Source organism: Catellatospora tritici (assembly GCF_019083965.1).
Taxonomy (GTDB): Bacteria; Actinomycetota; Actinomycetes; order Mycobacteriales; family Micromonosporaceae; genus Catellatospora; species Catellatospora tritici.
Map to the genome: position 1 here is coordinate 1 of NZ_JAHRCY010000027.1, position 22,167 is coordinate 22,167.

Annotated in this window: 16 protein-coding genes and 1 rRNA gene; 12 read left to right on the top strand and 5 right to left on the bottom strand. The window is 71.2% G+C overall.

What is annotated here, in order from left to right:
* The first annotated feature begins 6 nt into the window (after positions 1-6).
* Positions 7-123, top strand: a 5S ribosomal RNA gene (gene rrf / locus KUA19_RS36425).
* A 93-nt stretch (positions 124-216) separates the two neighbouring features.
* On the opposite strand, the gene KUA19_RS36430 is transcribed toward rrf, so the two are convergent.
* Positions 217-546: a hypothetical protein gene (locus tag KUA19_RS36430; protein WP_217403547.1), complete on the bottom strand. Its 330-nt coding sequence runs from the start codon at positions 544-546 to the stop codon at positions 217-219.
* Positions 547-650: 104 nt separating this feature from the next.
* Complete coding sequence (locus KUA19_RS36435) at positions 651-1,373, bottom strand: hypothetical protein (RefSeq protein ID WP_217403549.1); 723 nt, start codon at positions 1,371-1,373, stop codon at positions 651-653.
* A gap of 86 nt (positions 1,374-1,459) precedes the next feature.
* On the opposite strand from KUA19_RS36435, the gene KUA19_RS36440 reads away from it, so the two are divergent.
* From KUA19_RS36440 to KUA19_RS36450, 3 genes are all read left to right on the top strand, one after another.
* Positions 1,460-4,090, top strand: coding sequence for a valine--tRNA ligase (locus tag KUA19_RS36440; protein WP_217403551.1), 2,631 nt, complete (start codon positions 1,460-1,462; stop codon positions 4,088-4,090).
* 89 nt (positions 4,091-4,179) lie between these two features.
* Positions 4,180-5,451 carry a bifunctional folylpolyglutamate synthase/dihydrofolate synthase gene (locus tag KUA19_RS36445; protein WP_217403703.1) on the top strand — a complete coding sequence of 424 codons (1,272 nt, stop codon included), beginning with the start codon at positions 4,180-4,182 and terminating at the stop codon, positions 5,449-5,451.
* 22 nt (positions 5,452-5,473) lie between these two features.
* On the top strand, positions 5,474-5,920 hold the full coding sequence (locus KUA19_RS36450) for a DUF4233 domain-containing protein (protein ID WP_217403553.1): 447 nt from the start codon (positions 5,474-5,476) through the stop codon (positions 5,918-5,920).
* A 23-nt stretch (positions 5,921-5,943) separates the two neighbouring features.
* Here KUA19_RS36450 and KUA19_RS36455 read toward each other — a convergent pair whose 3' ends face one another.
* On the bottom strand, positions 5,944-7,413 hold the full coding sequence (locus tag KUA19_RS36455) for a VOC family protein (protein ID WP_217403555.1): 1,470 nt from the start codon (positions 7,411-7,413) through the stop codon (positions 5,944-5,946).
* A gap of 194 nt (positions 7,414-7,607) precedes the next feature.
* Between KUA19_RS36455 and ndk the strand changes: the two genes are divergently transcribed.
* The 3 genes from ndk to KUA19_RS36470 are packed head-to-tail and all read left to right on the top strand — an operon-like array spanning position 7,608 to position 11,821.
* A complete protein-coding gene (gene ndk / locus KUA19_RS36460; protein WP_217403557.1) occupies positions 7,608-8,018 on the top strand; it encodes a nucleoside-diphosphate kinase in 411 nt (136 codons plus the stop codon).
* Between the two features lie 21 nt (positions 8,019-8,039).
* Positions 8,040-9,365 (top strand): SWIM zinc finger family protein, encoded by a 1,326-nt coding sequence (locus tag KUA19_RS36465; RefSeq protein WP_217403559.1) that lies wholly within the window; start codon positions 8,040-8,042, stop codon positions 9,363-9,365.
* Positions 9,362-11,821, top strand: a complete 2,460-nt coding sequence (locus KUA19_RS36470; protein WP_217403561.1) for a DUF7824 domain-containing protein — start codon at positions 9,362-9,364, stop codon at positions 11,819-11,821. The genes KUA19_RS36465 and KUA19_RS36470 overlap by 4 nt, the downstream gene beginning before the upstream one ends.
* 68 nt (positions 11,822-11,889) lie before the next feature.
* Here the strand turns inward: KUA19_RS36470 and KUA19_RS44785 are convergent, their stop codons facing one another.
* On the bottom strand, positions 11,890-12,513 hold the full coding sequence (locus tag KUA19_RS44785) for a PASTA domain-containing protein (protein ID WP_217403563.1): 624 nt from the start codon (positions 12,511-12,513) through the stop codon (positions 11,890-11,892).
* Between the two features lie 674 nt (positions 12,514-13,187).
* Here KUA19_RS44785 and ileS point away from each other — a divergent pair.
* Complete coding sequence (gene ileS, locus KUA19_RS36480; protein WP_217403565.1) at positions 13,188-16,331, top strand: isoleucine--tRNA ligase; 3,144 nt, start codon at positions 13,188-13,190, stop codon at positions 16,329-16,331.
* A gap of 97 nt (positions 16,332-16,428) precedes the next feature.
* Here the strand turns inward: ileS and KUA19_RS36485 are convergent, their stop codons facing one another.
* A complete protein-coding gene (locus KUA19_RS36485) occupies positions 16,429-17,481 on the bottom strand; it encodes a helix-turn-helix domain-containing protein (RefSeq protein WP_217403567.1) in 1,053 nt (350 codons plus the stop codon).
* A gap of 494 nt (positions 17,482-17,975) precedes the next feature.
* Between KUA19_RS36485 and KUA19_RS36490 the strand changes: the two genes are divergently transcribed.
* The 4 genes from KUA19_RS36490 to KUA19_RS36505 all read left to right on the top strand — a co-directional run bounded on the left by KUA19_RS36490 (position 17,976) and on the right by KUA19_RS36505 (position 22,054).
* Entirely contained in the window at positions 17,976-19,241 is a 1,266-nt protein-coding gene (locus KUA19_RS36490; protein ID WP_217403569.1) for a hypothetical protein, read from the top strand.
* Positions 19,222-19,500, top strand: coding sequence for a hypothetical protein (locus KUA19_RS36495; protein ID WP_217403571.1), 279 nt, complete (start codon positions 19,222-19,224; stop codon positions 19,498-19,500). The genes KUA19_RS36490 and KUA19_RS36495 overlap by 20 nt, the downstream gene beginning before the upstream one ends.
* A gap of 71 nt (positions 19,501-19,571) precedes the next feature.
* Positions 19,572-20,711: a hypothetical protein gene (locus tag KUA19_RS36500; protein WP_217403573.1), complete on the top strand. Its 1,140-nt coding sequence runs from the start codon at positions 19,572-19,574 to the stop codon at positions 20,709-20,711.
* Positions 20,708-22,054 carry an MFS transporter gene (locus KUA19_RS36505; RefSeq protein WP_217403575.1) on the top strand — a complete coding sequence of 449 codons (1,347 nt, stop codon included), beginning with the start codon at positions 20,708-20,710 and terminating at the stop codon, positions 22,052-22,054. Before KUA19_RS36500 ends, KUA19_RS36505 begins: the two co-directional genes overlap by 4 nt.
* The last annotated feature ends 113 nt before the right edge of the window (positions 22,055-22,167 follow it).

Sequence of the window (22,167 nt, forward strand, 5' to 3'; positions counted from 1 at the left end):
TAGTGTTACGGCGGCCATGGCGGAGGGGAAACGCCCGGCAACATTCCGAACCCGGAAGCTAAGCCCTCCAGCGCCGATGGTACTGCAACGGGGACGTTGTGGGAGAGTAGGACGCCGCCGGACAAACATCGCTGTTCAAGGCCCATCCCTTTCCGGGGTGGGCCTTGACGCGTTTCCAGGGCACACACCACGACCACGACCTGACCCGCCGGGCGGTCATGGACTTGTGGGCGTGTTCGACGGCGTGTCCCCACCCCATTGCTCACCGGCCAGGGCGCGATCCAGGGCGGCGCCGAGATCCACGAACACCGGGCTGCCCCAGCGCGCGGTGAGCGCTTCCGTCAGCCGGTCGCGCATCTCTTCGAAGGCGCGAAGCGTCGGCTCCATGGCGTCGTACGCGTCGTCGTCCCAGCAGTCCTGACTCTCCACCAGCATCGCGATGTGCAGCCCGGGTTCCGATACGCCGCCGTCGCGGCCTTCCTGATGCGCCGGAAACGGCTCCGCGACGAGTCGTTCGGCCGTCGCAATCCAGGCGTCGATCTCCACGAACCGCACGCTACCAACGGTTTCCCGGCCACTCGATCAGGAACCTGTGTCCACGACACACCGTCGAGCCGTGCCATAAGTTCATGATCGACGGGGAAAAGAGGCTAGCGGTGGAGGGTGGTGGTGCGGATTTGGAGGATGAGGGGGGTGGCTTCGGCGGGGGTGCGGTTGGGGAACAGGGCCAGGGCGATGGTGCCGTTGTCGGCCCAGCCGCATACGGCGAGCTGGCCCTCGGGGCTGTCGGCGGAGCCGCACTTGACCACGCCGCCCAGGTCGCCGGGGTCGATCGACTGCAGGCCGGTGACGCCGCCGGTCTCGTCCTCCATCAGCTCGAGGACGGTGTCGAACTCACGCTCGGGGCGCAGCAGGGAGGCCGCGCCGCCGAAGACCATGATGCTCTTGGACGGGCCGCCGGCCGGGTCGCTGTAGATGGCGCTGGCGGTGCGGTCCAGGTCGATGTCGGCCGCGAGCGCGGTCATCAGGTAGCCCGCAGTGTCCTTGGCCGCGTCGCTGTCGTCGCGGGTCAGGTCGCCGATGCGGTCGGGCATGGTGAGGGTGGAGTCCTTCTGCTGGACCACCCGCAGTGCGGTGGGGCCGACGAATACGACCGACAGCAGGGCGGCCACGCCGAGGGCGCCGAGCGTGATCAGCATGACCTTGCGGCGACGGCCGGGCACCGGGGCGTCGTCGTCGGGCTCGTCGGTCATCTCGCCGGGCAGCAGGCGTACGGCGGGACGGGCGTAGGCGGGGATGCCGTCGCTGCCCGGGGCGGCGGAGCCGCCGGTGCCAGGGCCGTCTTCGGGACGTACCGTGGACTCGTCTGACATTGCTGACCACCTCTCGCCGACTCGCGGAGCCTAGCAAGCGACGGCCTGCCAGCGGTGGACTCCCGACAGCTTCGTAGACTTGGCGCGTGACCGAAACCCAGCCGACGCGCGACGCGCGCGCATCCCAGCCTGTCGAACTCGCCGCCGCCTACACGCCCGGCGACGTAGAGCAGCGGCGGTACGAGCAGTGGGTATCGGCCGGGCACTTCGACGCTGACGCCAAGAGTGACAAGCCGCCGTTCGCCATCGTCATCCCGCCGCCGAACGTGACCGGTTCGCTGCACGTCGGCCACGCCCTCGATCACACCATTCAGGACTCGCTGATCCGCCGCAAGCGGATGCAGGGTTTCGAGGCGCTGTGGCTGCCCGGCATGGACCACGCCGGCATCGCGACCCAGAACGTGGTGGAGCGGCGTCTGGCCGCCGACGGTCTGTCCCGTCACGACCTGGGCCGCGAGGCTTTCGTCGAGAAGGTGTGGCAGTGGAAGGCGGAGTCGGGCGGGGCGATCCTGGGCCAGATGCGGCGCCTGGGCGACTCGGTGGACTGGTCGCGTGAGCGTTTCACCATGGACGAGGGCCTGTCGCGGGCCGTGCAGACCATCTTCAAGCGGCTGTACGACGACGGCCTGATCTACCGCGCCGAGCGCATCATCAACTGGTGCCCGCGCTGCCTGACCGCGCTGAGCGACATCGAGGTGGAGCACACCGACGACGAGGGCGAGCTCGTCTCGATCCGGTACAGCGACGAGATCGTGGTCGCCACCACCCGGGCCGAGACGATGCTGGGCGACACCGCGGTGGCGGTGCACCCCGACGACGAGCGGTACCGGCACCTGATCGGCACCGAGGTGGAGCTGCCGCTGACCGGCCGCCGCATCCCGATCGTCGGCGACGCGCACGTGGATCCGGCGTTCGGCACCGGCTGCGTGAAGGTGACCCCGGCGCACGACCCGAACGACTTCGAGATCGGGCAGCGGCACAACCTGCCCTCGATCACGATGATGGACGAGCGGGCGATCATCACGGTGCACGGCCCGTTCCAGGGGCTGGACCGGTACGAGGCGCGGCCCGCCGTCGTGGCGGCACTGCGCGAGCTGGGCCTGATCGTGGCCGAGAAGCGGCCGTACGTGCACGCGGTGGGGCACTGCTCGCGCTGCAAGACGACGGTGGAGCCGCGGCTGTCGCTGCAGTGGTTCGTCAACACCGGCCCGCTGGCCAAGGCGGCCGGGGACGCGGTGCGCGACGGCCGGGTGCGGGTCGAGCCCGCCGAGCTGAGCAAGCGTTACTTCGCCTGGGTCGACAACATGCACGACTGGTGCATCTCGCGCCAGCTGTGGTGGGGCCACCGCATCCCGGTCTGGTACGGCCCGGATGGCGAGGTCGTCTGCGTGGGCCCCGATGACCAGGTGCCGTCGAGTGAGGGCTGGCGTCAGGACGAGGACGTGCTCGACACGTGGTTCTCCTCGGCGCTGTGGCCGTTCTCGACGCTGGGCTGGCCGGAGCAGACCGCCGACCTGGCGAAGTTCTACCCCACCAGCGTCCTGGTCACCGGCTACGACATCCTGTTCTTCTGGGTCGCCCGGATGATGATGTTCGGCCTGTACGCGATGGACGGCAAGCAGCCTTTCGATGTCGTCGCCCTGCACGGCATGGTGCGCGACCAGTTCGGCAAGAAGATGAGCAAGTCCTTCGGCAACGTGGTCGACCCGCTGGACTGGATCGACCGGTTCGGCGCCGACGCGACCCGATTCACGCTGGCCCGGGGCGCCAACCCCGGCTCGGACGTGCCGGTGTCGGAGGAGTGGTGCCAGGGCTCGCGCAACTTCTGCAACAAGCTCTGGAACGCGACCCGGTTCGCGCTGCTCAACGGCGCACACACCGAGGGGCCGCTGCCGACCGAGTTGTCGACGATCGACCGGTGGATCCTGTCCCGGCTGCAGCACACCATCGCCGAGGTCGACGAGCACTTCGAGGGGTACGAGTTCGCGAAGGTCTGCGACAGCCTGTTCCACTTCGCCTGGGACGACGTCTGCGACTGGTACGTGGAGCTGGCCAAGCCGGTGCTGACCGGCGCGGACGCGGCCGCCGCCGACCGGACCCGGCGGGTGCTCGGGCACGTGCTCGACCAGCTGCTCAAGCTGCTGCACCCGGTCATCCCGTTCGTCACCGACGAGCTGTGGTGCGCGCTGCACGGGCTCGAGGGCGACGCGTCGATCATGGTGTCGGCGTGGCCGTCGGCCGACCCGGCGCTGGTGGACGACGCGGCCGAGGCCGAGCTGGAGACGCTGCAGCGGGTCGTCACCGAGGTGCGCCGGTTCCGCGCCGACCAGGGTCTCAAGCCGGGCCAGCGGGTCGCGGCGAGCCTGGACGGGCTGGCCGGGGCGGGCATCGCCGCGCACGAGCCGCTGATCCGCTTCCTGGCCCGGCTGGAGGAGCCCGGTGACGGGTTCACCGCCACCGGCACGGTCGCGGTCGCGGGCGGCGTCACCGTCGCGCTGGACACCCGGGGCACCATCGACGTGGCCGCCGAGCGGGCTCGCCTGACCAAGGACCGGGCCGCCGCCGAGAAGGAGATCGCGCAGGCTACCGGCAAGCTGGGCAACGAGGGCTTCCTGGCCAAGGCGCCCGAGCAGGTGGTCACCAAGCTGCGCGAGCGGCTCGCGACGGCACAAGCCGACCTGACTCGCATCGACGCGGCGCTGGCGACGCTAGGGTGACATCTGTGAGCTCATCCGCCCGTGAGGGCGCGAACGAACCGACGTACGCCGAGGTGGAGGCCGCGCTGAACAAGCGTGGCTTCACCCGGATGGTGTTCGACCTCGGGCGCATCGAGGAGCTGCTGGACGTGCTCGGCAGCCCGCAGCGGGCGTACCCGTCGATCCACCTGACCGGCACCAACGGCAAGACCTCCACCGCCCGGATGATCGACAGCCTGCTGCGCGCGCACGGGCTGCACACCGGCCGGTACACCAGCCCGCACCTGGAGACGGTCCGCGAGCGGATCAGCCTGGACGGCGAGCCGGTCGACGAGGAGCGCTTCACCGCGGTCTACCAGGAGGTCGGGCCGGTCGCCGAGCTGCTGGACGCCCGCAGCGACGAGCCGCTGACGTACTTCGACCTGACCACGGCGCTGGCGTTCGCGACGTTCGCCGACGCGCCCGTGGACGTGGCCGTGGTGGAGGTGGGTCTCGGCGGCGCCGAGGACGCCACCAACGTGCTGCACGCCGGGGTCACCGTGATCACGCCGATCGGGCTGGACCACACCGAGTGGCTCGGCGACACGGTCGAGGACATCGCGCTGGCCAAGTCGGGCATCGTGCACGAGGGCTCGACCCTGATCTGCGCCGCGCAGCCGGAGGAGGCGCTGGAGCCGATCCTGGACCGCTGTGCCGAGGTCGGCGCGACCATCGCCCGCGAGGGCAGCGAGTTCGGGGTGCTGGACCGCAACCTGGCCCTGGGCGGCCAGGTGCTGCGACTGCAGGGCCTGGGCGGGGTGTACGACGAGATCTTCCTGCCCCTGCACGGCGCCCACCAGGCACAGAACGCCGCCGTGGCGCTCGCCGCGGTTGAGGCGTTCCTGGGTGCGGGCAAGAGCCGCCAGCTCGAAATCGATCTGGTCCGCGAGGGCTTCGCCACGACGTCGTCGCCGGGGCGGCTGGAGCGGGTGCGCAACGCCCCGACGGTGCTGCTCGACGCCGCGCACAACCCGCACGGCATGGCCGCCACGGTCACCGCGCTGGGCGACGAGTTCTCGTTCCGGCGCCTGGTCGCCGTCGTCGGCATGCTCGCCGACAAGGACGTGGCGGGCGTGCTGGAGCTGCTGGAACCGGTCGCCGACGAGATCGTCTGCACCCGCAACTCCTCACCCCGGGCCATGCCCGCCGAGCAGTTGGGCGAGCTCGCCCGCGAGTTCTTCGGCGAGGACCGGGTGCACGTGCACACCGAGCTGCCCGACGCGATCGAGGCGGCGGTGGCGCTGGCCGAGGAGGACGTCGACGCCGGCATCAGCGGGGTCGGGGTGCTGATCACCGGCTCGGTGGTGACCGTCGCCGACGCGCGGCGGCTGCTGCGCCGGTGAACAGGCGAGACGGGGGTATCCGATGACCAGACCGGGCGAGGCGGCGGCGGGGGCCGCACCGGAGGGTCCGGCCGGGCACACGCCCGGCGAGGCGCCCGAGCGCGAGCTGCACCTCACCCTGGGCGGCAAGCCGAGCGGGCTGCGCAACCCGTCGAAGGCGGTGCGCGGACTGGGCGCGGGCCTGCTGGTGATGGAGGCGCTGGTGCTGCTGCTGGCGCTGCTGCCGATCCGGATGCTGGGGTCACCGTCGGGCAGCAGCCTGAGCATGGCCGTGGTGTTGGGTGCGGTGCTGGCCGCCGTACTCATCACCGGGACGCTGGGCCACCGCTGGGGCTGGTGGCTGGGCTCGCTGTTCCAGGTGGGTCTGATCGCGCTCGGATTCCTGCACTGGGCGTTCGCCGCGGTCGGCGTGGTGTTCGGCCTGGTCTGGGTGTACGTGCTGCACACCCGCCGCACCATCCTGAGCTGACCGAGACACTCCGCCGACCCGACTCAGGCCGCCTTGGCCTTCCATTCGATGATGCCGATGCCGTGGCCGTCGGGGTCCTTGAACGAAGCGGCCCACAGCTCCAGCCGCTCGCCCTGGTTGACCACGCGCGGGGCGAAGCCGAACTTGACGCCGCGCACCTTGAGCTCCTCGTACACCGCGTCGACGTCGCTGACCTCCAGGTTGAGATGCACCAGGCGGCGGTTCACGGGGCTGGGCTCGTTGGCCTTGCGCAGCACGATCCGGGTCTCGCCCGAGGCGAGCACGAGGTTGCCGGGCCCGCCGTCGACCTCGTAGAAGCCGAGCAGGTCGTGGTAGAAGGCGCGGGACCGGTCCAGGTCGCTGACCAGGAGCGTGATGCCGACGCCGTGGATGGAGCTGGCCACCGCCGGACGGGCTTGCGGGCTGGCGATCAGTAGCTCGTCGACGCCGGCGGTTTGGGCCGCCGGGACCGGCTCCGGCTGGGCGGGAGGCTCGGGCGCGGCGGGCGCGGCGGGCGCGGCGGCTGCGGGCGCGGACGGCGCGGCGGGCTCGGGCACGTCGGAGAAGTCGATGGCGCTGACGTCGCCGAGCGGGGGCTGCCGCGGCGCGGGCACGTCGGCGACGAGTTCGCCCTCCAGCACGGCCGTGGCCGCGTCGGCGCGCCGGTGGTGCGGGCTGGGGCGCCGCGACAGCGGCTCCAGCGTGCCGTCGATCGGCGCCGCCCCGGCCGAGGGCGAGGTCGGCGCGGCCGGTGTGGGCGGGCGGGGCGGCTCGCGGTGGGCCCGGTCGGCGTCGACCGGCATGGCCGAGACCGGCACCGCCTCGACGGGCACCGCCGAGACCGGCACGGCGTCCAGGTCGACCGGGTCGTCGTCGCGGTAGCCGACGTATGTCTCGTCGCTGCGGCCGGCGAAGTCGTAGTAGGCGTCATACGGGTCGTAGTCGTCGTCGATGTGGTGCGGGTCGACGTAGTGCTGCTCCTCGTAGCCGCCGTCGTAGGTGGGGGCGTGCGGGTCGTCCTCGACGTAGGTGCCGCTCAGATCGGCGGAGTAGCGCTCGCCGTGCGTGCCGACCCGGTCCCACTGGATTTTGATGCGGCGGGCGTCGCCGACCGCGACCAGGACCGGCAGGGTGTCGCCCACATCGGGCCACTTGAGCACCTGCACCTTGGGGTCGATCATGTTGACCGTCTGGCCCGGGTGGCCCGGGGCGTCCAGCAGCACCTGCATCTCGCAGCGGCCGTAATCGGCGTGTGGTGGGTCGGAGACCTTGACCACGTGGATCGTGCCCGCGACGAACGCCTTGTCGGCGCCGCGCATCGACGCGGTGGTCAGCAGTGCGACGGCCACGACCAGCATCGCCGCGCCGACAGCCCCCAGCGGCCAACTGGCCATGCCGGCCGACATCGAGATGACGAACAGGCCCAGCGCGCCAAGGCAGACCGCGATGGTGACCCTGCCCGGCCGGACCGGTTTGCGCCCCAACCGTGCCAAGCTCGGCCTCCCCTATCCAAGTGGCGCTGGGCAGTGCGAGTCGTCCCCCACAGCCCGCCGTCACGCGGCGACGCTGTGTCCTCATGGCAACCATAGGCGGGTCCGTCGATCGAGGAAAGTGCAGGCGGGTAGGCTGGTGAACCGACCTCGCATCGCCGCAGGTCGGAACATGTGTCGCGTTCAAGGAGGAGTCTGTGTCGGAACGTTCGCTCGTACTGATCAAGCCCGATGCCGTACGCCGTGGCCTGGTGGGCGAGATCGTGACGCGGTTCGAGCGCAAGGGCCTGAACCTCGACGCCCTCGTGCTGCGGACCATGGACGCCGACCTGGCCGACGCGCACTACGCCGAGCACGTGGAGAAGGCGTTCTACCCGCCGCTGAAGACGTTCATGACCTCCGGTCCGCTGGTGGCCGCGATCGTCTCCGGCGACCAGGCGATCGCCGTGATCCGGGCGCTGGTCGGCGCGACCGACGGCCGGGCCGCGGCCGCGGGCACCATCCGGGGGGACCTGTCGCTGTCCAATCGCGAGAACCTCGTGCACGCCTCCGACTCGACCGAGTCGGCCGAGCGCGAGATCAAGCTCTGGTTCCCCGAACTGTCGTAACCCGCCCCTACGGTGGCCGTCATGTCGACAGCCACCTACGCGTACCGCGGTGCCTCGGCGCTGACCCCGGACGGCCTCGGCCTGAGCACCTCCGGCGGCCCGAGCGCCAACCCGCGGTTCTTCCGGGGGTTCATGACCACCCCGCACACGGTCGCCCAGGGTCTGCTGGCCGTGGCGGAGGTGGCGCGTGCCCGCTACTTCCAGCCCGCGGACCGGGCCGCGAGCCTCGACCCGGTGGTCACCGGCTGCGAGGACATGCTGCGGTTCGAGTCGTTCAGCGGCTGCTGCGGGGTGTACGCGCGGATGGACGTGCTGCCCTCCGGTCTGGACGGTGAGCGGCCCGAGCACGGCACCACCAACGTCGACGTCAACGTGCCGCTGCAGGCGGCGCTGGCCCGCGTCGGCGGCGGCGACCCGCTGCACCTGGCCGTCGGCCCGCACGACCTGACCGTGTCCACCATGGACGGTGCCGTGGTGGAGCGCAAGGTCCCGCTGCCCGGCCGCTGGCTGCGCGGGTTCGCCCAGGTGCACGCGATGACCTCGGGCATGGAGCCGCGCGCGGTGGTGTCCGGCGCCGAGGCGGCCGGGTTCCTGCAGCGCCTGCCGCGCGAGCGGTCCGTGCTGTGGGCGGTGCCCGCCGGGCGGTCGCTGCGCCTGACCGCGCGCCCGGTGCCCGGCGCGGTGTGCCTGGCCGGAGCACAGCGGCTGGCCGCGCTGCGCGGCCTGGCCCGGCACGCGCTCACCCTCACCGTGTACGGCCCGACCGCCCGCCCCGGCAGCCCCGCGCTGGCCTCGGTCTGGGAACTGGCCACGCCCACGCTGCGGGTGTCGCTGACCCTGTCCCCGGAGCCCTACCGTGGCTTCTCCGGTGAGGGCGCGGTGCTGTCGGCGCTGGCCGCCGATGCGGTCGCCGACGCCGCCGACCAGGTCGGCGAGCTGCTGGCCACCGTGCCGACCCTCGACGTCGACGCGCTGGCCGTCGCCACCGGCCTGCCCGCCGAGCGGGTCCGTGCCGCGCTGGCGCTGCTGGGCACCGCCGGGCGGGTCGGCTACGACGTGGCCGAGACGACGTACTTCCACCGCGTCATGCCCTACGGCACCGACGCCGCCGAGAAGCTCAACCCGCGCCTGTCCGGCGCGAAGGCGCTCCTGGCGGCGGGCGCGGTCACCCTCGGCCCCGACGTCGCCCACGTACGCGGCAACGAGGGTGTCTACCAGGTGCGGCTGGAGGGGGGCGTCCCGGTCGGGTGCACCTGCGTGTGGTGGGGACGGCACCGGGGCACCCGGGGGCCGTGCCGCCACCAGTTGGCCACCCGCCTGCACCTGGACGCGACGGTGCCGCGATGAGCGCGCCGGGCTGGCCGCGGCTGCGGCAGGCCCTGGTCGACGGGTCGGTGCCCGACATCCTGGACTGGGCCCGCGCGACGGGGGAGCAGGACCGTCGGGCCGCGTTCAAGCAGGTCGCGGCGTACCTGCGCGAGCACACCGCGACGTGGCAGTACTCGCAGCAGCGGGCCGGGGTCCGCGCGGTCGCCGTCGCGGCCACGGCCTCGACGGCGAAGAAGGCCGCCGCCGCGCTGCGCCAGGGCGAGCTGCGCTGGTTGATGAACTGGCTGTCGCCGCAGCCGGTGCTGGAGGTGCTGCGGCTGCGCGAGGTGCCGTGGCTCGGTGAGCTGGCCCAGGTGCTGGCCGAGCGGCTGCCGGCGGAGGAGTCGGTCGGACCCCGGGGTGACTGGGCGCTGGTGGCGGAGCTGGTGCGGGAGAGCGGCTGCGCGCCGCCGCTGACCGAGGGATTCGTCGGGGGCTGGATCGATCACCTGCGCGGGCAGCGCGACGTGGACGCGGCGCTGCGGGCGAGTCCGTACACGCGGGAGCTGGCGCCGCAGCTGTTCGCGCACGACGGGCTGACCGGGCGGCTGGACTACCCGTACCTGCATTCGGGGTTCCTGCCCGCCCTGATGCGGCTGGCCGCCGACGAGCCCGTGGTGCGGGCGCAGCTGCTCGACGGGTGCCGGACGCGGCTGCTGCGCGGTGGCAGGCCTGGTGAGCTTCGGCCGTACACGCGGATGCATGAGCAGTTGGCGCCGACCGGGGCCGAGGCGGCGAACGCGGTCGCCGACTACCGTCGGCTGCTGGAGACGGGCACGTCGCCGCTGGCGGGCCTGGCGCAGCGGATGCTGCGGGCGGCCGACGAGGCGGGGCTGCTGGACCCGTACACCCTGGTGGAGATCTGTCAGACGGCGCTGGCGCGGCCGGAGAAAGGCCTGGTGAAGACGCAGACCCTCTGGCTGCGGCGGGCGGCGAAGGCGCGTCCCGAGCTGGCGGCTCGGCTGCTGGCGCTCGTCGACGCCCCGGCCGCCGCACCCGCGCTGCCGGAGGCGCTGCCGCTGCCCAGGCCGGAGCCGGTCCCGATCGACCTGGCCGCCGGCTCCGTGTACGAGGTGGCCGAGGACCTGGCCGCGATCCGCGCCGGGGACCGGTCGCTCGCGGTCCTGGAGCGTTTCCTGGCCGGGCTGGTCGCCTGGCGCACCCGTGACCACGAGGCGCTGATCAAGGCGATCAGCGCGCAGGTCGACAGCGAGCGGACCTGGTGGTCGGCCTTCGGCGAGCAACTGCACGAGGCGCTGCTCAGCGCGGTGCTGGCCCGGGGCCGCAGCGACCGCTGGCGGCAGATGCTCGACGTCTTCCGCTCCGAGGACGCGGTGCAGGGCATGCCGCTGCGCCTGCTGCGCGGCCGCGACAGCTCCCCGGCCGGCCTGTACGCGGTGCGGCTGGCGGAGGTGTCGGCGCAGCTCATCCGGCGCCCGGTGCCGCTGCTCATGGCCACTCCCACGCACAGTAACGGCGCGGTGGCGCCGCAGGCGCTGCTGGCCCGGCTCCAGCAGGCCGAACGGGAAGGCTGGCAACCGTGGTCGGTCGACCTGGAGCAGGCGCTGCTGCGGCTGCCCCGCACGGTCGATCCCGAGGTCGTCGCGGCGGCCGCCATCCTGTCGTCGCCCGCTGGGCGGCGCCTGGCGGCCTGGCTCGCCGCGCCTGTCCCCGACCCGGTGCCGCTGCGGCGCGAGCAGCACGCCGACCCGCGGGAAGGCCCCTGGCCGCAGGCGCCCGACCTGCGGCAGGTGGTGGCCCTCAAGCCGCCGGAGGGCGTCTCGCCGCTGTTGCGACAGCTGTTCACACTGGTCCGCCACGACCGGTCGTCCTGGGCTCCGGACGCGGTCCTCGAACCGCAGCTGTGGGCGGCGGCGCTGCCGTCGCATCCGGAGGTCGTGGCGGCGTGGGCCCTGCCGGGGCTGGCGGCGCTCGCCGACTCCGACAGCGTGGGCGGGGCGCTGCTGCTGCCGCTACTGGCCGAGTGCGACGGTCCGGCGGGTCCGGCGGTGCACCTGGCGCTGGCGTACACGCTGGGCGCCCGTGCGGCCGCCGACCGGATCGCGGCCGTGGACGGGCTGCTCGGCTTTGCCGCCACCGGCGCGGTGGACTTCGGCCTGGTCGGTGCCGAGATCGGGCGCCTGGGCGCGGCCGGGGCGATGAAACTCAACCGGGTCGCTGCGGCGCTCGACGAGGCGGCCCAGGCTGGAGCCTGCCTCGCCGTGTGGGAGATCGTCGCGGCGGCGCTGCCCGCGCTGATCGCGATGCCTAAGGCACGGCCGGGTACGGCCGACCTGATGGCGCTGGCGCACCGGTGCGCGGTGGCGGCCGGTGTGCGGCGGCTGCCCGCCGCCCTGGCGCAGGTGGCGGCCCGGCCGGGTTCCGGTCGCCTGGTCGCCGAGGCCCGGACCTTGCGAGCGCTGATCCCCGCCTGAGCGCCGAACGGATTCGGCCGCCACCGGAGTGCGGTGGCGGCCGAAAGCGTGTGCGTGGAGCGAAGGCGTCAGCCCTTGCCGTTGCTGACCGAGGTGCAGGTCAGGACGATCTCGGTGTCGGCGGCGACCTTCTCGCCGGCCGCCGGCGTCTGCTTGGTGACCTTCCAGCTGACCAGCAGGGTCAGCTCCTTGCCGTCGTCACCGACGAACTTCACGTTGGTGAAGCCCGCGGCCGCCAGGACCTTCTCGGCGTCGGCGGCCTTCTTGCCGACCACGTTCGGCACGGCGACGAGCACCGGCGCGGCCGGGCTCGGGCTGGGCGACGGCGCGGCCGGGCTCGGGCTCGGCGAGGGCGCGGCCGGCGACGGGCTGGCCGCGGCGGTGGTGGCTACGACGGCCGAAGGCGAGGTGCCCGGAGTCGGGTCGTCGCTCTTCTTCCACCACTTCATGTACGCGAAGCCGCCGCAGAGCAGCAGGAGCAGGATGAGCAGGAGCAGCAGGAGCAGCAACAGCCAGCGCTTGCGGCCGCCGTTGTTGTCGTCGTCCTTGCCGTCCTTGTCCTTGCCGCCGTCCTTGTCACTGGCCGGGGCGGCGGGTGGCGGGGTGGCGGGCTTGGGGTCGGCCGCGCCTTCGTCGGCGGGCTTCGGCGTCGAAGCCGGCTCGTCGGGGGTGGTGTAGTCGGAGTCTGACACTTCGTGCCTCTCGTTGTGTCCTATGTGTTCACAGGCCTGCTTTGGCAGCGGATGCGAACACCGGACATGATGGCCGTTCGGGCCGGTCCGGTCACTAGACCGTTGGGTAGCATCCACGTTCACCGAACGGTCAGCCCACCTGTGATGCGATTCAGCTCACTCACGTACGCGCTGGCGGGGTGCCGTACACAGTGGATGAACGGGTGGCGTGTCGGATTCCGGCGCAGCATGATCAACTGTGCTTCGGGCACGCTCGGGGCAAAGAATTAACAGCCCTGGACGTCGGGTCCGGGTCGAGAGCGTCCGCCGACCCCCATGATCGACTACAGTTTCGGGGAAAGTGCGGGAATGCGGCTCAAGATTCGTGCACTTTCCCTGAGACTGCAGCCCGCACCTCAGCGGGAGCGGCGGCGCGCCGAAACCCGGTAGACCGGTCCGGCGGGGTCGGCGGTAATCTGGACGCACAGGCATCGACCCGGCTATCACCGGTGAGCCTCCGGAAGAACGGACCCGGGTGACCGGGTCTCAGTAGAACCGGACGGGTACGGCCCGTCACAGCCGAACGAGCGGCCCGTTCGCACCCTGGAGCGGGCAAGCGAGGTGGTACCGCGGGCCCATAAGGCTCGTCCTCGCACTGAGTACGCATCAGTGACGAGTGTGACGAGGAGCCCGCGATGGCCTACCCACTGCACGAGGCCGCCGCCGACGGCGTGTCCGCAAGCCCCGACCTGCCCGCCCTGGAACGGCGCGTCCTGGACTACTGGTCCGCCGACAAGACCTTCGCCGCGAGCGTGGAGCAGCGCGACGCCGGTGCCAACGGGTCGAACGAGTTCGTCTTCTACGACGGTCCGCCCTTCGCCAACGGCCTGCCGCACTACGGCCACCTGCTCACCGGCTACGTGAAGGACGTGGTGCCGCGCTACCAGACAATGCGCGGCAAGCGGGTCGAGCGCCGGTTCGGCTGGGACACCCACGGCATGCCCGCCGAGGTCGAGGCGGAGAAGCAGCTGGGAATCACCACCAAGGCCGAGATCCTCGACATGGGCGTGGCCCAGTTCAACGATGCCTGCCGCAGCTCGGTGCTGCGCTACACCAACGAGTGGGAGCGCTACGTCACCCGTCAGGCGCGCTGGGTCGACTTCGCCAACGACTACAAGACCCTCGACCTGGACTACATGGAATCGGTCATGTGGGCCTTCAAGACCCTGTACGACAAGGGCCTGGTCTACGAGGGCTTCCGGGTGCTGGCGTACTGCTGGCGGTGCGAGACCCCGCTGTCGAACACCGAGACCCGCATGGACGACGTCTACAAGGACCGACAGGACCCGACCCTGGCGGTGAAGTTCCAGCTGGACGGCGATCCTGCCGCGGGCGGTGGCGAGAAGGTCGCCGTCTGGACGACGACCCCGTGGACGCTGCCGAGCAACCTGGCGCTCGCGGTCGGCCCCGACATCGACTACGCCGTGCTGGAGAAGGACGGGGAGAAGCTGCTCCTGGGCGCGGCGCGGCTGGACTACTACGCCAAGGAGCTGGAGGGGTACGAGCGGACCGGCACCGTGAAGGGCGCCGACCTGGTCGGGCGGAAGTACACGCCGCTGTTCCCGTTCCTGGTGAACCACGCGGGCGACAACGCGTTCCAGGTGCTGGGCGCGGAGTTCGTCACGGTCGAGGACGGCACCGGCGTGGTGCACCTGGCGCCCGCGTTCGGTGAGGACGACCAGAACACGTGTCTGGCGGCCGGGATCCCGACCGTGGTGACCGTCGATGAGCGGGCGCGGTTCACCGCGCTGGTGCCGCCGTACGAGGGCCAGCAGGTGTTCGAGACGAACAAGGCGGTCATCCGCGAGCTGAAGGACCGCGGCATGGTGCTGCGGCACGAGACCTACACCCACTCGTACCCGCACTGCTGGCGCTGCGACACCCCGCTGGTCTACAAGGCGGTGTCGAGCTGGTTCGTGAAGGTGACCGCGTTCCGGGACCGGATGGTGGAGCTCAACCAGCAGATCAGCTGGACCCCCGAGCATGTCAAGGACGGTTCGTTCGGCAAGTGGCTGGCCAACGCCCGCGACTGGTCGATCAGCCGCAACCGGTTCTGGGGCTCGCCGATCCCGGTGTGGGTCTCCGACGACCCGGCCTACCCGCGCGTGGACGTGTACGGCTCGCTGGCGCAGCTGGAGGAGGACTTCGGCGTCAAGGTCGCCGACCTGCACCGCCCGTACGTCGACGAGCTGACCCGGCCCAACCCGGACGACCCGTCGGGCCGTTCCACCATGCGCCGGGTACCGGAGGTGCTCGACTGCTGGTTCGAGTCGGGTTCGATGCCGTTCGCGCAGGTGCACTACCCGTTCGAGAACACCGAGTGGTTCGAGAACCACTACCCGGGCGACTTCATCGTCGAGTACATCGGGCAGACGCGTGGCTGGTTCTACACCATGCACGTGCTGGCCACGGCGCTGTTCGACCGCCCGGCGTTCCGCAGCTGCGTCAGTCACGGCATCCTGCAGGGCTCCGACGGCCGCAAGATGTCCAAGAGCCTGCGCAACTACCCCGACGTGTACGAGATGTTCGACCGCTACGGTGCCGACGCGATGCGCTGGATGCTGATGAGCTCCCCGGTGCTGCGCGGCGGCGACATGGCCGTCAACGAGTCGGGCATCCGCGACTCGGTGCGCCAGGTGCTGCTGCCGCTGTGGAACGTGTACTACTTCTTCACGCTGTACGCCAACGCGGGCGGCCACACCGCGCGGACCCGCACCGACTCGACCAACGTGCTGGATCGATACATCCTGGCCAAGACCGGCGAGCTGGTCGAGACGGTCGGGGCGCAGATGGACGCCTACGACCTGTCGTCGGCGTGCGCGAGCGTGCGCGGCTACCTCGACGCGCTTACCAACTGGTACGTGCGCCGCAGCCGGGACCGGTTCTGGGCGGCCGACGCCGACGCCTTCGACACGCTGTACACGGTGCTGGAGACGGTGGCCCGGGTGGTGGCGCCGCTGGCGCCGCTGACCGCGGAGGAGATCTGGCGCGGGCTGACCGGCGGGCGCTCGGTGCACCTGGCCGACTGGCCTTCCGCTGCCGTGTTCCCGGCCGATCACGGCCTGGTCGCGACGATGGACCGGGTGCGCGAGGTGTGCTCGGCGGCGCTGTCACTGCGCAAGGCCAAGGGTCTGCGGGTGCGGCTGCCGCTGGCCACGCTGACCGTGGCCACGCCGGACGCCTCCAGCCTGCGCGACTTCGCCGACCTGGTGGCCGACGAGGTCAACGTCAAGCAGGTGGTGCTGTCCGACGACCTGACCGGCCACTGCGAGCAGGTGCTCACGGTGGTGCCGCGGGTGCTCGGGCCGCGTGTCGGCGGTTCGGTGCAGCAGGTGATCAAGGCGGTGAAGGCGGGGGAGTGGTCGCTGGTCGACGGCGCCCCGGTCGCCGCCGGGGTCACCCTGCAGGAGGGTGAGTACGAGCTGAAGCTGGTCGCGGCCGACGCCGAGCACTCGGCGCCACTGCCGGGCGACGCGGGCGTGGTGGTGCTCGACACCGCCGTGACGCCCGACCTGCAGGCCGAGGGTCTGGCCCGGGACGTGGTCCGGGCGGTGCAGCAGGCCCGCCGCGAGGCGGACCTGGCCATCACCGACCGGATCCTGGTCACCGTGGCCGCCTCGGCCGAGGTGGTCGCCGCGGTGGCCGCGCACCGGGACTTCGTGGCGGGGGAGACGCTCGCCGACGAGGTCGACTTCGGTGCGGTCGAGTCGGGCTTCACCGGCGAGGTCGGCGACGGCGAGCAGGTGACGGTGTCGGTCCGGCGCCCGTCGGCGGCGTGATCGGCGCCTTCGGCGCGGTTCTGTGACATCCCGGCCCCCGGTCACGCTCGTGACCGGGGGCCGGGCCCGTTTCGGACCCGCCCGGGGTTCGACCTCGCTAGGACGGCGGTCCCTGGTCGATGATCCGTCCCTGCTGGGCGAGCACCCCGGCCTGGAAACGGCTGTTCGCCCCCAGCCGCTCCATCAGGTCGGCGATGTGTCGGCGGCAGGTGCGGATCGACATGCCCAGCCTCCGGGCGATCACGTCGTCCTTCACTCCGTCGGCGAGCAGCTGGACGATGGTCCGCACGACGCTGTCCGTGACGGCGCGCACCGCCGCCGGACCGGAACCGAACTGGCTCGCCTTGGTCCAGGCCTGATCGAAGATGTCGCACAGGAAGGCCACCAGCGACGGTTCCCGTACGACGATCGCGCCCTGGGTGGGTGAGCGGTCCGGCAGGAACGCCACCGATCGGTCCACGATGATGAGCGTGCCCGGAAGCTCGTCCAGCGTGCGCACCAGCGATCCGGCGGCGGTGGTCGCCTCGACGTAGGCCTGCGTGGGCAGGTGGAACCGGGCGGTGTGCTGGTAGAGCGTACGCAGCCTGACCCCACGGCTGAGCATCGCGAGGTCGCGGGGCAGCGCCTCGGCGAGCACGCTCGCGGGACGGCCGCCGCCGACCTGGCAGGTCATCACCTCGTGCTGCGCCTGGGCGACGGCGTCGGTGAGCACGATCCGCACGGTCTCCCAGTGTTCGATGAGGTCGATGGCCTGGTTGCTGTGGCGTTGCAGGCGGTCACGGACGTAGAGCTCGTTCAGGGTGGACAGCTGCTCGCGGGTGCGCCGGATCTCCTCACGGCGACGCGCCATCTCCGTCTCGATGGCGGTGACTCTCGCCTCGGCCTCGGCGAGCAGCGAAGCCGAGGCCACATCCGGGTTGACCGGGCTCAGGTCCCCGGTGTCGGGGTCGGCCTTGAGCAGGCGTAACTCGATCAGGGTCCGTAGCGCCGAGCGGCACTGCCCGGCGGTCAACTCCAGGCCCGCGCAGGGGACGTCGGCGAGTTCGGCGGGCAGCCCTCCTCGGGTCAGGACGTGTTCATAGACGGCTATGCAGATCCGATCGAGCTCTGGGAAGCGGTCGGACGTCCCTTCTGTTAGCAAATCATCCATATTGTTCACCCCTCATCTCCGTGCCATGCACCTTGCTGAAGTATCGACGATCTGGCATCCCTGCGTGGTACCCGTCAATCTGAATCGGAGCGAAAAACGGGACGGAAAAGATGTCGCCGAGCGGAAGACGGAGAGGTGTGAAATGTTTCGGAATGTTGCCAGGACGGTTTCACTACTCGTGGCGATAGGCGTTGTCGGTGGCGCGTTGAGCCAGCCGGCGACAGGTGGATCGCAGCCGAGTGGGACCGCTCAGGTCACCCTGGCGAGCAGCGCTGACGGCGGTTCCAGCACTGATGACACCGGCTGGGGACCGTCCTGATCGGAAGCTTTCCCTAGGGGAATGAAACACCCAGGAATGGGTGCAGCGGCAACAGGGAGACCGGTTGCAGGGTGGGCGGTGGGCTCACCGATTCCTGTCGTATTCGGGCGGCGCATTGCTGACACGTCGCCAGTCAGTCATGTACGTCAGCATCTCTTCGACGAGAGGATCGATCATGACCATGATCGCTGACTCTGGGGTCCGCGGCTCGCTGGCCCGCAGCGTCCAGCGTCGGCACGTGGGCACCTTCCCCGTGCCTGACGACGTCAACGACCTGGAGTTCCCGATCCCCGGTGTCCGGCTGGAGTCGAACAACGTGGCGACCGGCGACGGCACCGGCGGGGTCGTGACGGTCACGCGCATCTCGCTGGGCCCCGGCATCACCGACTACGTCACGCACGAGAAGACGTTCGAGTACTCGACCTACGGCATCCACGTCGGCCAGGACGACCGGCTGACCTTCTTCGGTGAGGGCCAGCTGGTCAGCGTTCACCTGATCGACTGCCGCGAGCACTCCGCGCACCTCGGCGAGGAGATCACCATCGAGGTGGCGGTGTCGCCGCACCGGGTGCTCATCATCCCGATGGGCGTCGCGCACACCCTCGACGGGCTGGGCGGCGTGGTCACCCGCGACGAGCCGGTCTGGTACGCCGACCGCAACCCCGACTGGAACCCCGACAACGACCTCGTGTCCTTCTCGCGGGTGGAGACCTCGGCGCCCGTGGTGCAGGTGAACCGCCACCGCCTGCCGGTGTCGGCGCACCTGCTGATGTCGCGGATGTCGCAGGCCACCAACTCCGCCGTCCGGGGCGCGTACGGGGGCCGCTACCGCGCCAACATCGCCGGCGAGACCACCTACGTGACGATCCGCCCGCACTGGCGCGCGGCCGAGGTCGAGCCGGAGCCCGGCGGGCCGGTGCGGCGCAACAACTTCGTGCTGACCGGCCCCGAGTCGTTCACCGTGGTGCCCTCGACCGACAGCTGCACGTCGGACGTGCTGGAGCTCTGTCTGGACTGCCATGACGGTCAGTTCACCCGACACCTCTACTCGCGGCGCCTGCTCACCTGGCTGACCGGCAGCGCCGACGCCCGGATCGAGATCATCAGCGCGACCGGTGAACACCGCGTCATCGCGCTGGGGGACCCCACCATCGCGGTGACCGTGCCCCCCGGCACCTGGTATCGCATGACCGGCAGCGGCCGGGTCTGGCTCAGGTCCGAAATGGAGCTCCTCGACGTCGACGCGTCGAGTCTGGAGCACCCGCTCGGTCGTGACGTCGAGACCAGCGACGCCGCCCACCCCGGTCCCAGTAGACCCGCGCAGGAAAGCGATCGCTACCTGCCTGGGGCGGCCCTGCATGCCGTGGCACGCATGGAGGCGTCCGCCATGTCCACCACCCCCCACCGAAAGGAAGTCCGCCATGTCCATCACCGCGACTGAGGTCACCAGCTGGAAGCAGGACCTCGAGACCATGATCGACGACGTCACCGACGCGGACGCCCGCGCCGCGCTGACCAACCTGCGGTCGGCGCTGGAGCCGTACTTCGAGACCCCGGAGTACTTCCGCAGCATCCTCGGCAAGATCCAGATGAAGATGCTGTCGGCTGACGTCGAGGCCGAGATCAGCAACCGCTCGTTCGCCGACCTCGACGAGTTCAAGGCGGCGCTGCCGGACGGCGTGAGCGTCACCGCGCTCTGAACCACGAGGGAGCGCCCGGGACCAGTCCCGGGCGCCCCCCGCTCCCCCCAGCCGAGGAAGGATGGACGGACATGTCATTCCCGAAACCGCACCTGATCATGACGAAATCCCTGACGTCGGACGACGCCAGCGGACTGCCGGGGGCGAGGCAGGTGCGGACGTCTCGTAACGACCTCCCGTACCACTACGTGATCCACAGCCCGCACTTCGCGTACGACGTCTACGCCCTGCACCTCGGGCAGTACGACCGGCTCTCCTTCTTCGGCGAGCCCGGCACCGAGCCGGTGACCGTGCACCTCTACGACTGCCGCGAGGACTCCCCGGAGTTCGACCGCAAGTTCGAGATCAAGGTGCCGGTGGACGGCTCCTGCGTGCTCGGCATCCCCCCGGGCTACGCGCACTGGTTCGAGGACCTGGGCAGCGTCACCACCCGCAACGACTACTCGATCCTGGCTCCGTCGCAGGCCGACTCGCAGTGGGACGCGCTGCAGGACAACGCGACCTACCCGGTGGAGTCGATGCACTCCAGCCGCCCGAAGGTCATCGCGAACACCGTGGAGCTGCCGACCGCGGCACAGTTCATGGTCTCCAAGGCCGTCGCCATGAGCTGGCGGGGCGGCGCGACCGAGCAGGGCATGCTGGCCACCATCGACGTCGACGGGGAACGCCGACGCGTCTACGTCGACCGTGACCTGTCGCGCGAGCAGGTGGAGCTGCCCGAGTCCCAGCTGGCCTCGGTCCGGCTCGGCGTTGGGGCGTACCAGTCGATCCGCGACGATTCGTACGCGGTCGCCTCCAACGTCACCAGCGGCCTGGCCGACACGATGATCATCGACGCCGGTACCCGGTGGCCGGAGTACTACAACGCGCACCCCAACCTGACCCTCAAGCTTTCGCCGCTGATGTACGACAATCCAGAGATGGAGCTCGAAGTCGTCGACCGGCGCCGCGACTCGGCGACCTTCGGCGCCGCCCAGGTGCTGTCGTTCCCCCGGGACTCCCGGGCCGTGGTGACCGTCGAGCCGGGGGTGCTGATGCGCCTGCGCGGCGACGGCCGACTGCACTACCGCGTCGAGTACGAGGTGCACCACGGCACCGCGCGCCTGCCCCAGCTGTCCGTGCCGGTTCCCGCCGGCTCGTCGCTGCCGACCTTCGACGCCCCGGGCGACCTGGTGGAGGAGAACGTGGTGCGAGAGTTGGCATTCACGTGAGCACGCTGATCGAGGAGTCCGCCCGCCGGCGCACGGCCCTGGTGGCCGCGTCTTCGCGCTGGCTGGGCGGTCTCCTCGTCCTGTTCGCCGCGCTGGTGCTGACCCGGGCGATGAGTGAGGGCGTCTACGACATCGCCTTCGCCAACCTCGCCCTGGACCTCTCCGGCATGGTCGGCACGGTCGGCCTCGTGTACTTCGTGGGTTACGGCGTCGAGGTCCTCGCCTCGATCGTCGCCGGGCCCCTGCTGGACCGGGGCAGCCCGGCGCGAACGCTGGTCCTGGCCTACCTGACCAAGATCGGCGCGTTCGTGCTGATCGGGCTCGGTTCGGGCTTCCTCTCCTCCCACCTGTGGGTGATCGTCGCGGCGGCCGCCACCGTCGACCTGGTGCACCGGGTCGGTGACATGGCGCTGTTCGTCCTGCTGCCACGGATCCTCGACGCGCCGACCCTGGTCAGGGTGCAGGGCGTGGGCTCCACCGTGCGGTCGGCGGGCGAACTGGTCTCGCCGGTGGTGGCCGGCGCCGTGCTCGTGCTGCTTCCCGGCGCGCAGGCGCTGCTGGTCGCGGCCGGGTTCCAGGTGCTCGCGCTGGTCCTGCTCGCCTGCCTCGCCGTGCTGATCCGTAACCGGCGGACGCCGGCCGAGGCGGGCTCCGACGCGGGCTCCGCGGCGGACACCGACACCGCCGACGCGGCCGAGGAACCGCCCGTCTCCAGGCGCGTCGTGGCGAGGGTGCTGAGCGGCAGCCGGGCCTGGCGACGGTTCATCGTGCTCGACACGCTGACGACCCTCGCCCTGTCGTCGGTGATCCTGTCGCTGCTCCCGCTGATGCGCGAGCAGCTCGCCATGTCCGCGGCGCGGGCCGGTTCGTTCCTGGCGTTCACGACCCTCGGGGCGATCGTCGGCGGGCTGGTGGTCACGAAGGCGGGCGAGCACGGCATCTACACGAGCCTGCGCTGGGCGCCGGCACTGGCCGGGGTGGGCACCCTGATCGCGCCGACGCTCGGCCGTACGGAGTGGGTGCTGGCGGCGGCGCTGGTCCTGTTCGGGTGCGGGTTCACCGTGTACCTGCGGTCGGCGGCGCTGGTGGTGCAGCTGCGGGCGCCGATGGCGCTGCTGGGCACCTGGTACGGACTCATCGACGCGGTCGAACGGGTCGCCTGCGCGGTGGCGATCCTGGCCACCGGGTTCGCCTTCGACCGCTTCGGCGGCACCGGCCTGTACGTCGTGTTCGGCGGCCTGCTGGTGCTCACGGCGGTGCTGTGGTCGGGTTTCGACCGGGAGCACCGCCAGGATCTGGGCGCGACGCTGCTGCATCCGTCCGCTCCACCGACCGCCCGCTGACCGGCCCCACCCCGTTCATCCTGCGGTAACTCGATTCGTGCTGCTGGCGAGGCTGTTCTACCATCACGGGCGAACGCCCCGAAATCGGGGCGTCACCCCTGTCTGGAGGAACC

Coding starts and splice junctions, on each gene's coding strand:
- KUA19_RS36445 (WP_217403703.1), top strand. CDS start 4,180: ATGGTGTTCGACCTCGGGCGCATCGAGGAGCTGCTGGACGTGCTCGGC.
- KUA19_RS36490 (WP_217403569.1), top strand. CDS start 17,976: ATGACCATGATCGCTGACTCTGGGGTCCGCGGCTCGCTGGCCCGCAGC.
- KUA19_RS36465 (WP_217403559.1), top strand. CDS start 8,040: ATGTCGACAGCCACCTACGCGTACCGCGGTGCCTCGGCGCTGACCCCG.
- KUA19_RS36495 (WP_217403571.1), top strand. CDS start 19,222: ATGTCCATCACCGCGACTGAGGTCACCAGCTGGAAGCAGGACCTCGAG.
- KUA19_RS36500 (WP_217403573.1), top strand. CDS start 19,572: ATGTCATTCCCGAAACCGCACCTGATCATGACGAAATCCCTGACGTCG.
- KUA19_RS36485 (WP_217403567.1), bottom strand. CDS start 17,481: ATGGATGATTTGCTAACAGAAGGGACGTCCGACCGCTTCCCAGAGCTC.
- KUA19_RS36435 (WP_217403549.1), bottom strand. CDS start 1,373: ATGTCAGACGAGTCCACGGTACGTCCCGAAGACGGCCCTGGCACCGGC.
- KUA19_RS36470 (WP_217403561.1), top strand. CDS start 9,362: ATGAGCGCGCCGGGCTGGCCGCGGCTGCGGCAGGCCCTGGTCGACGGG.
- ileS (WP_217403565.1), top strand. CDS start 13,188: ATGGCCTACCCACTGCACGAGGCCGCCGCCGACGGCGTGTCCGCAAGC.
- KUA19_RS36450 (WP_217403553.1), top strand. CDS start 5,474: ATGACCAGACCGGGCGAGGCGGCGGCGGGGGCCGCACCGGAGGGTCCG.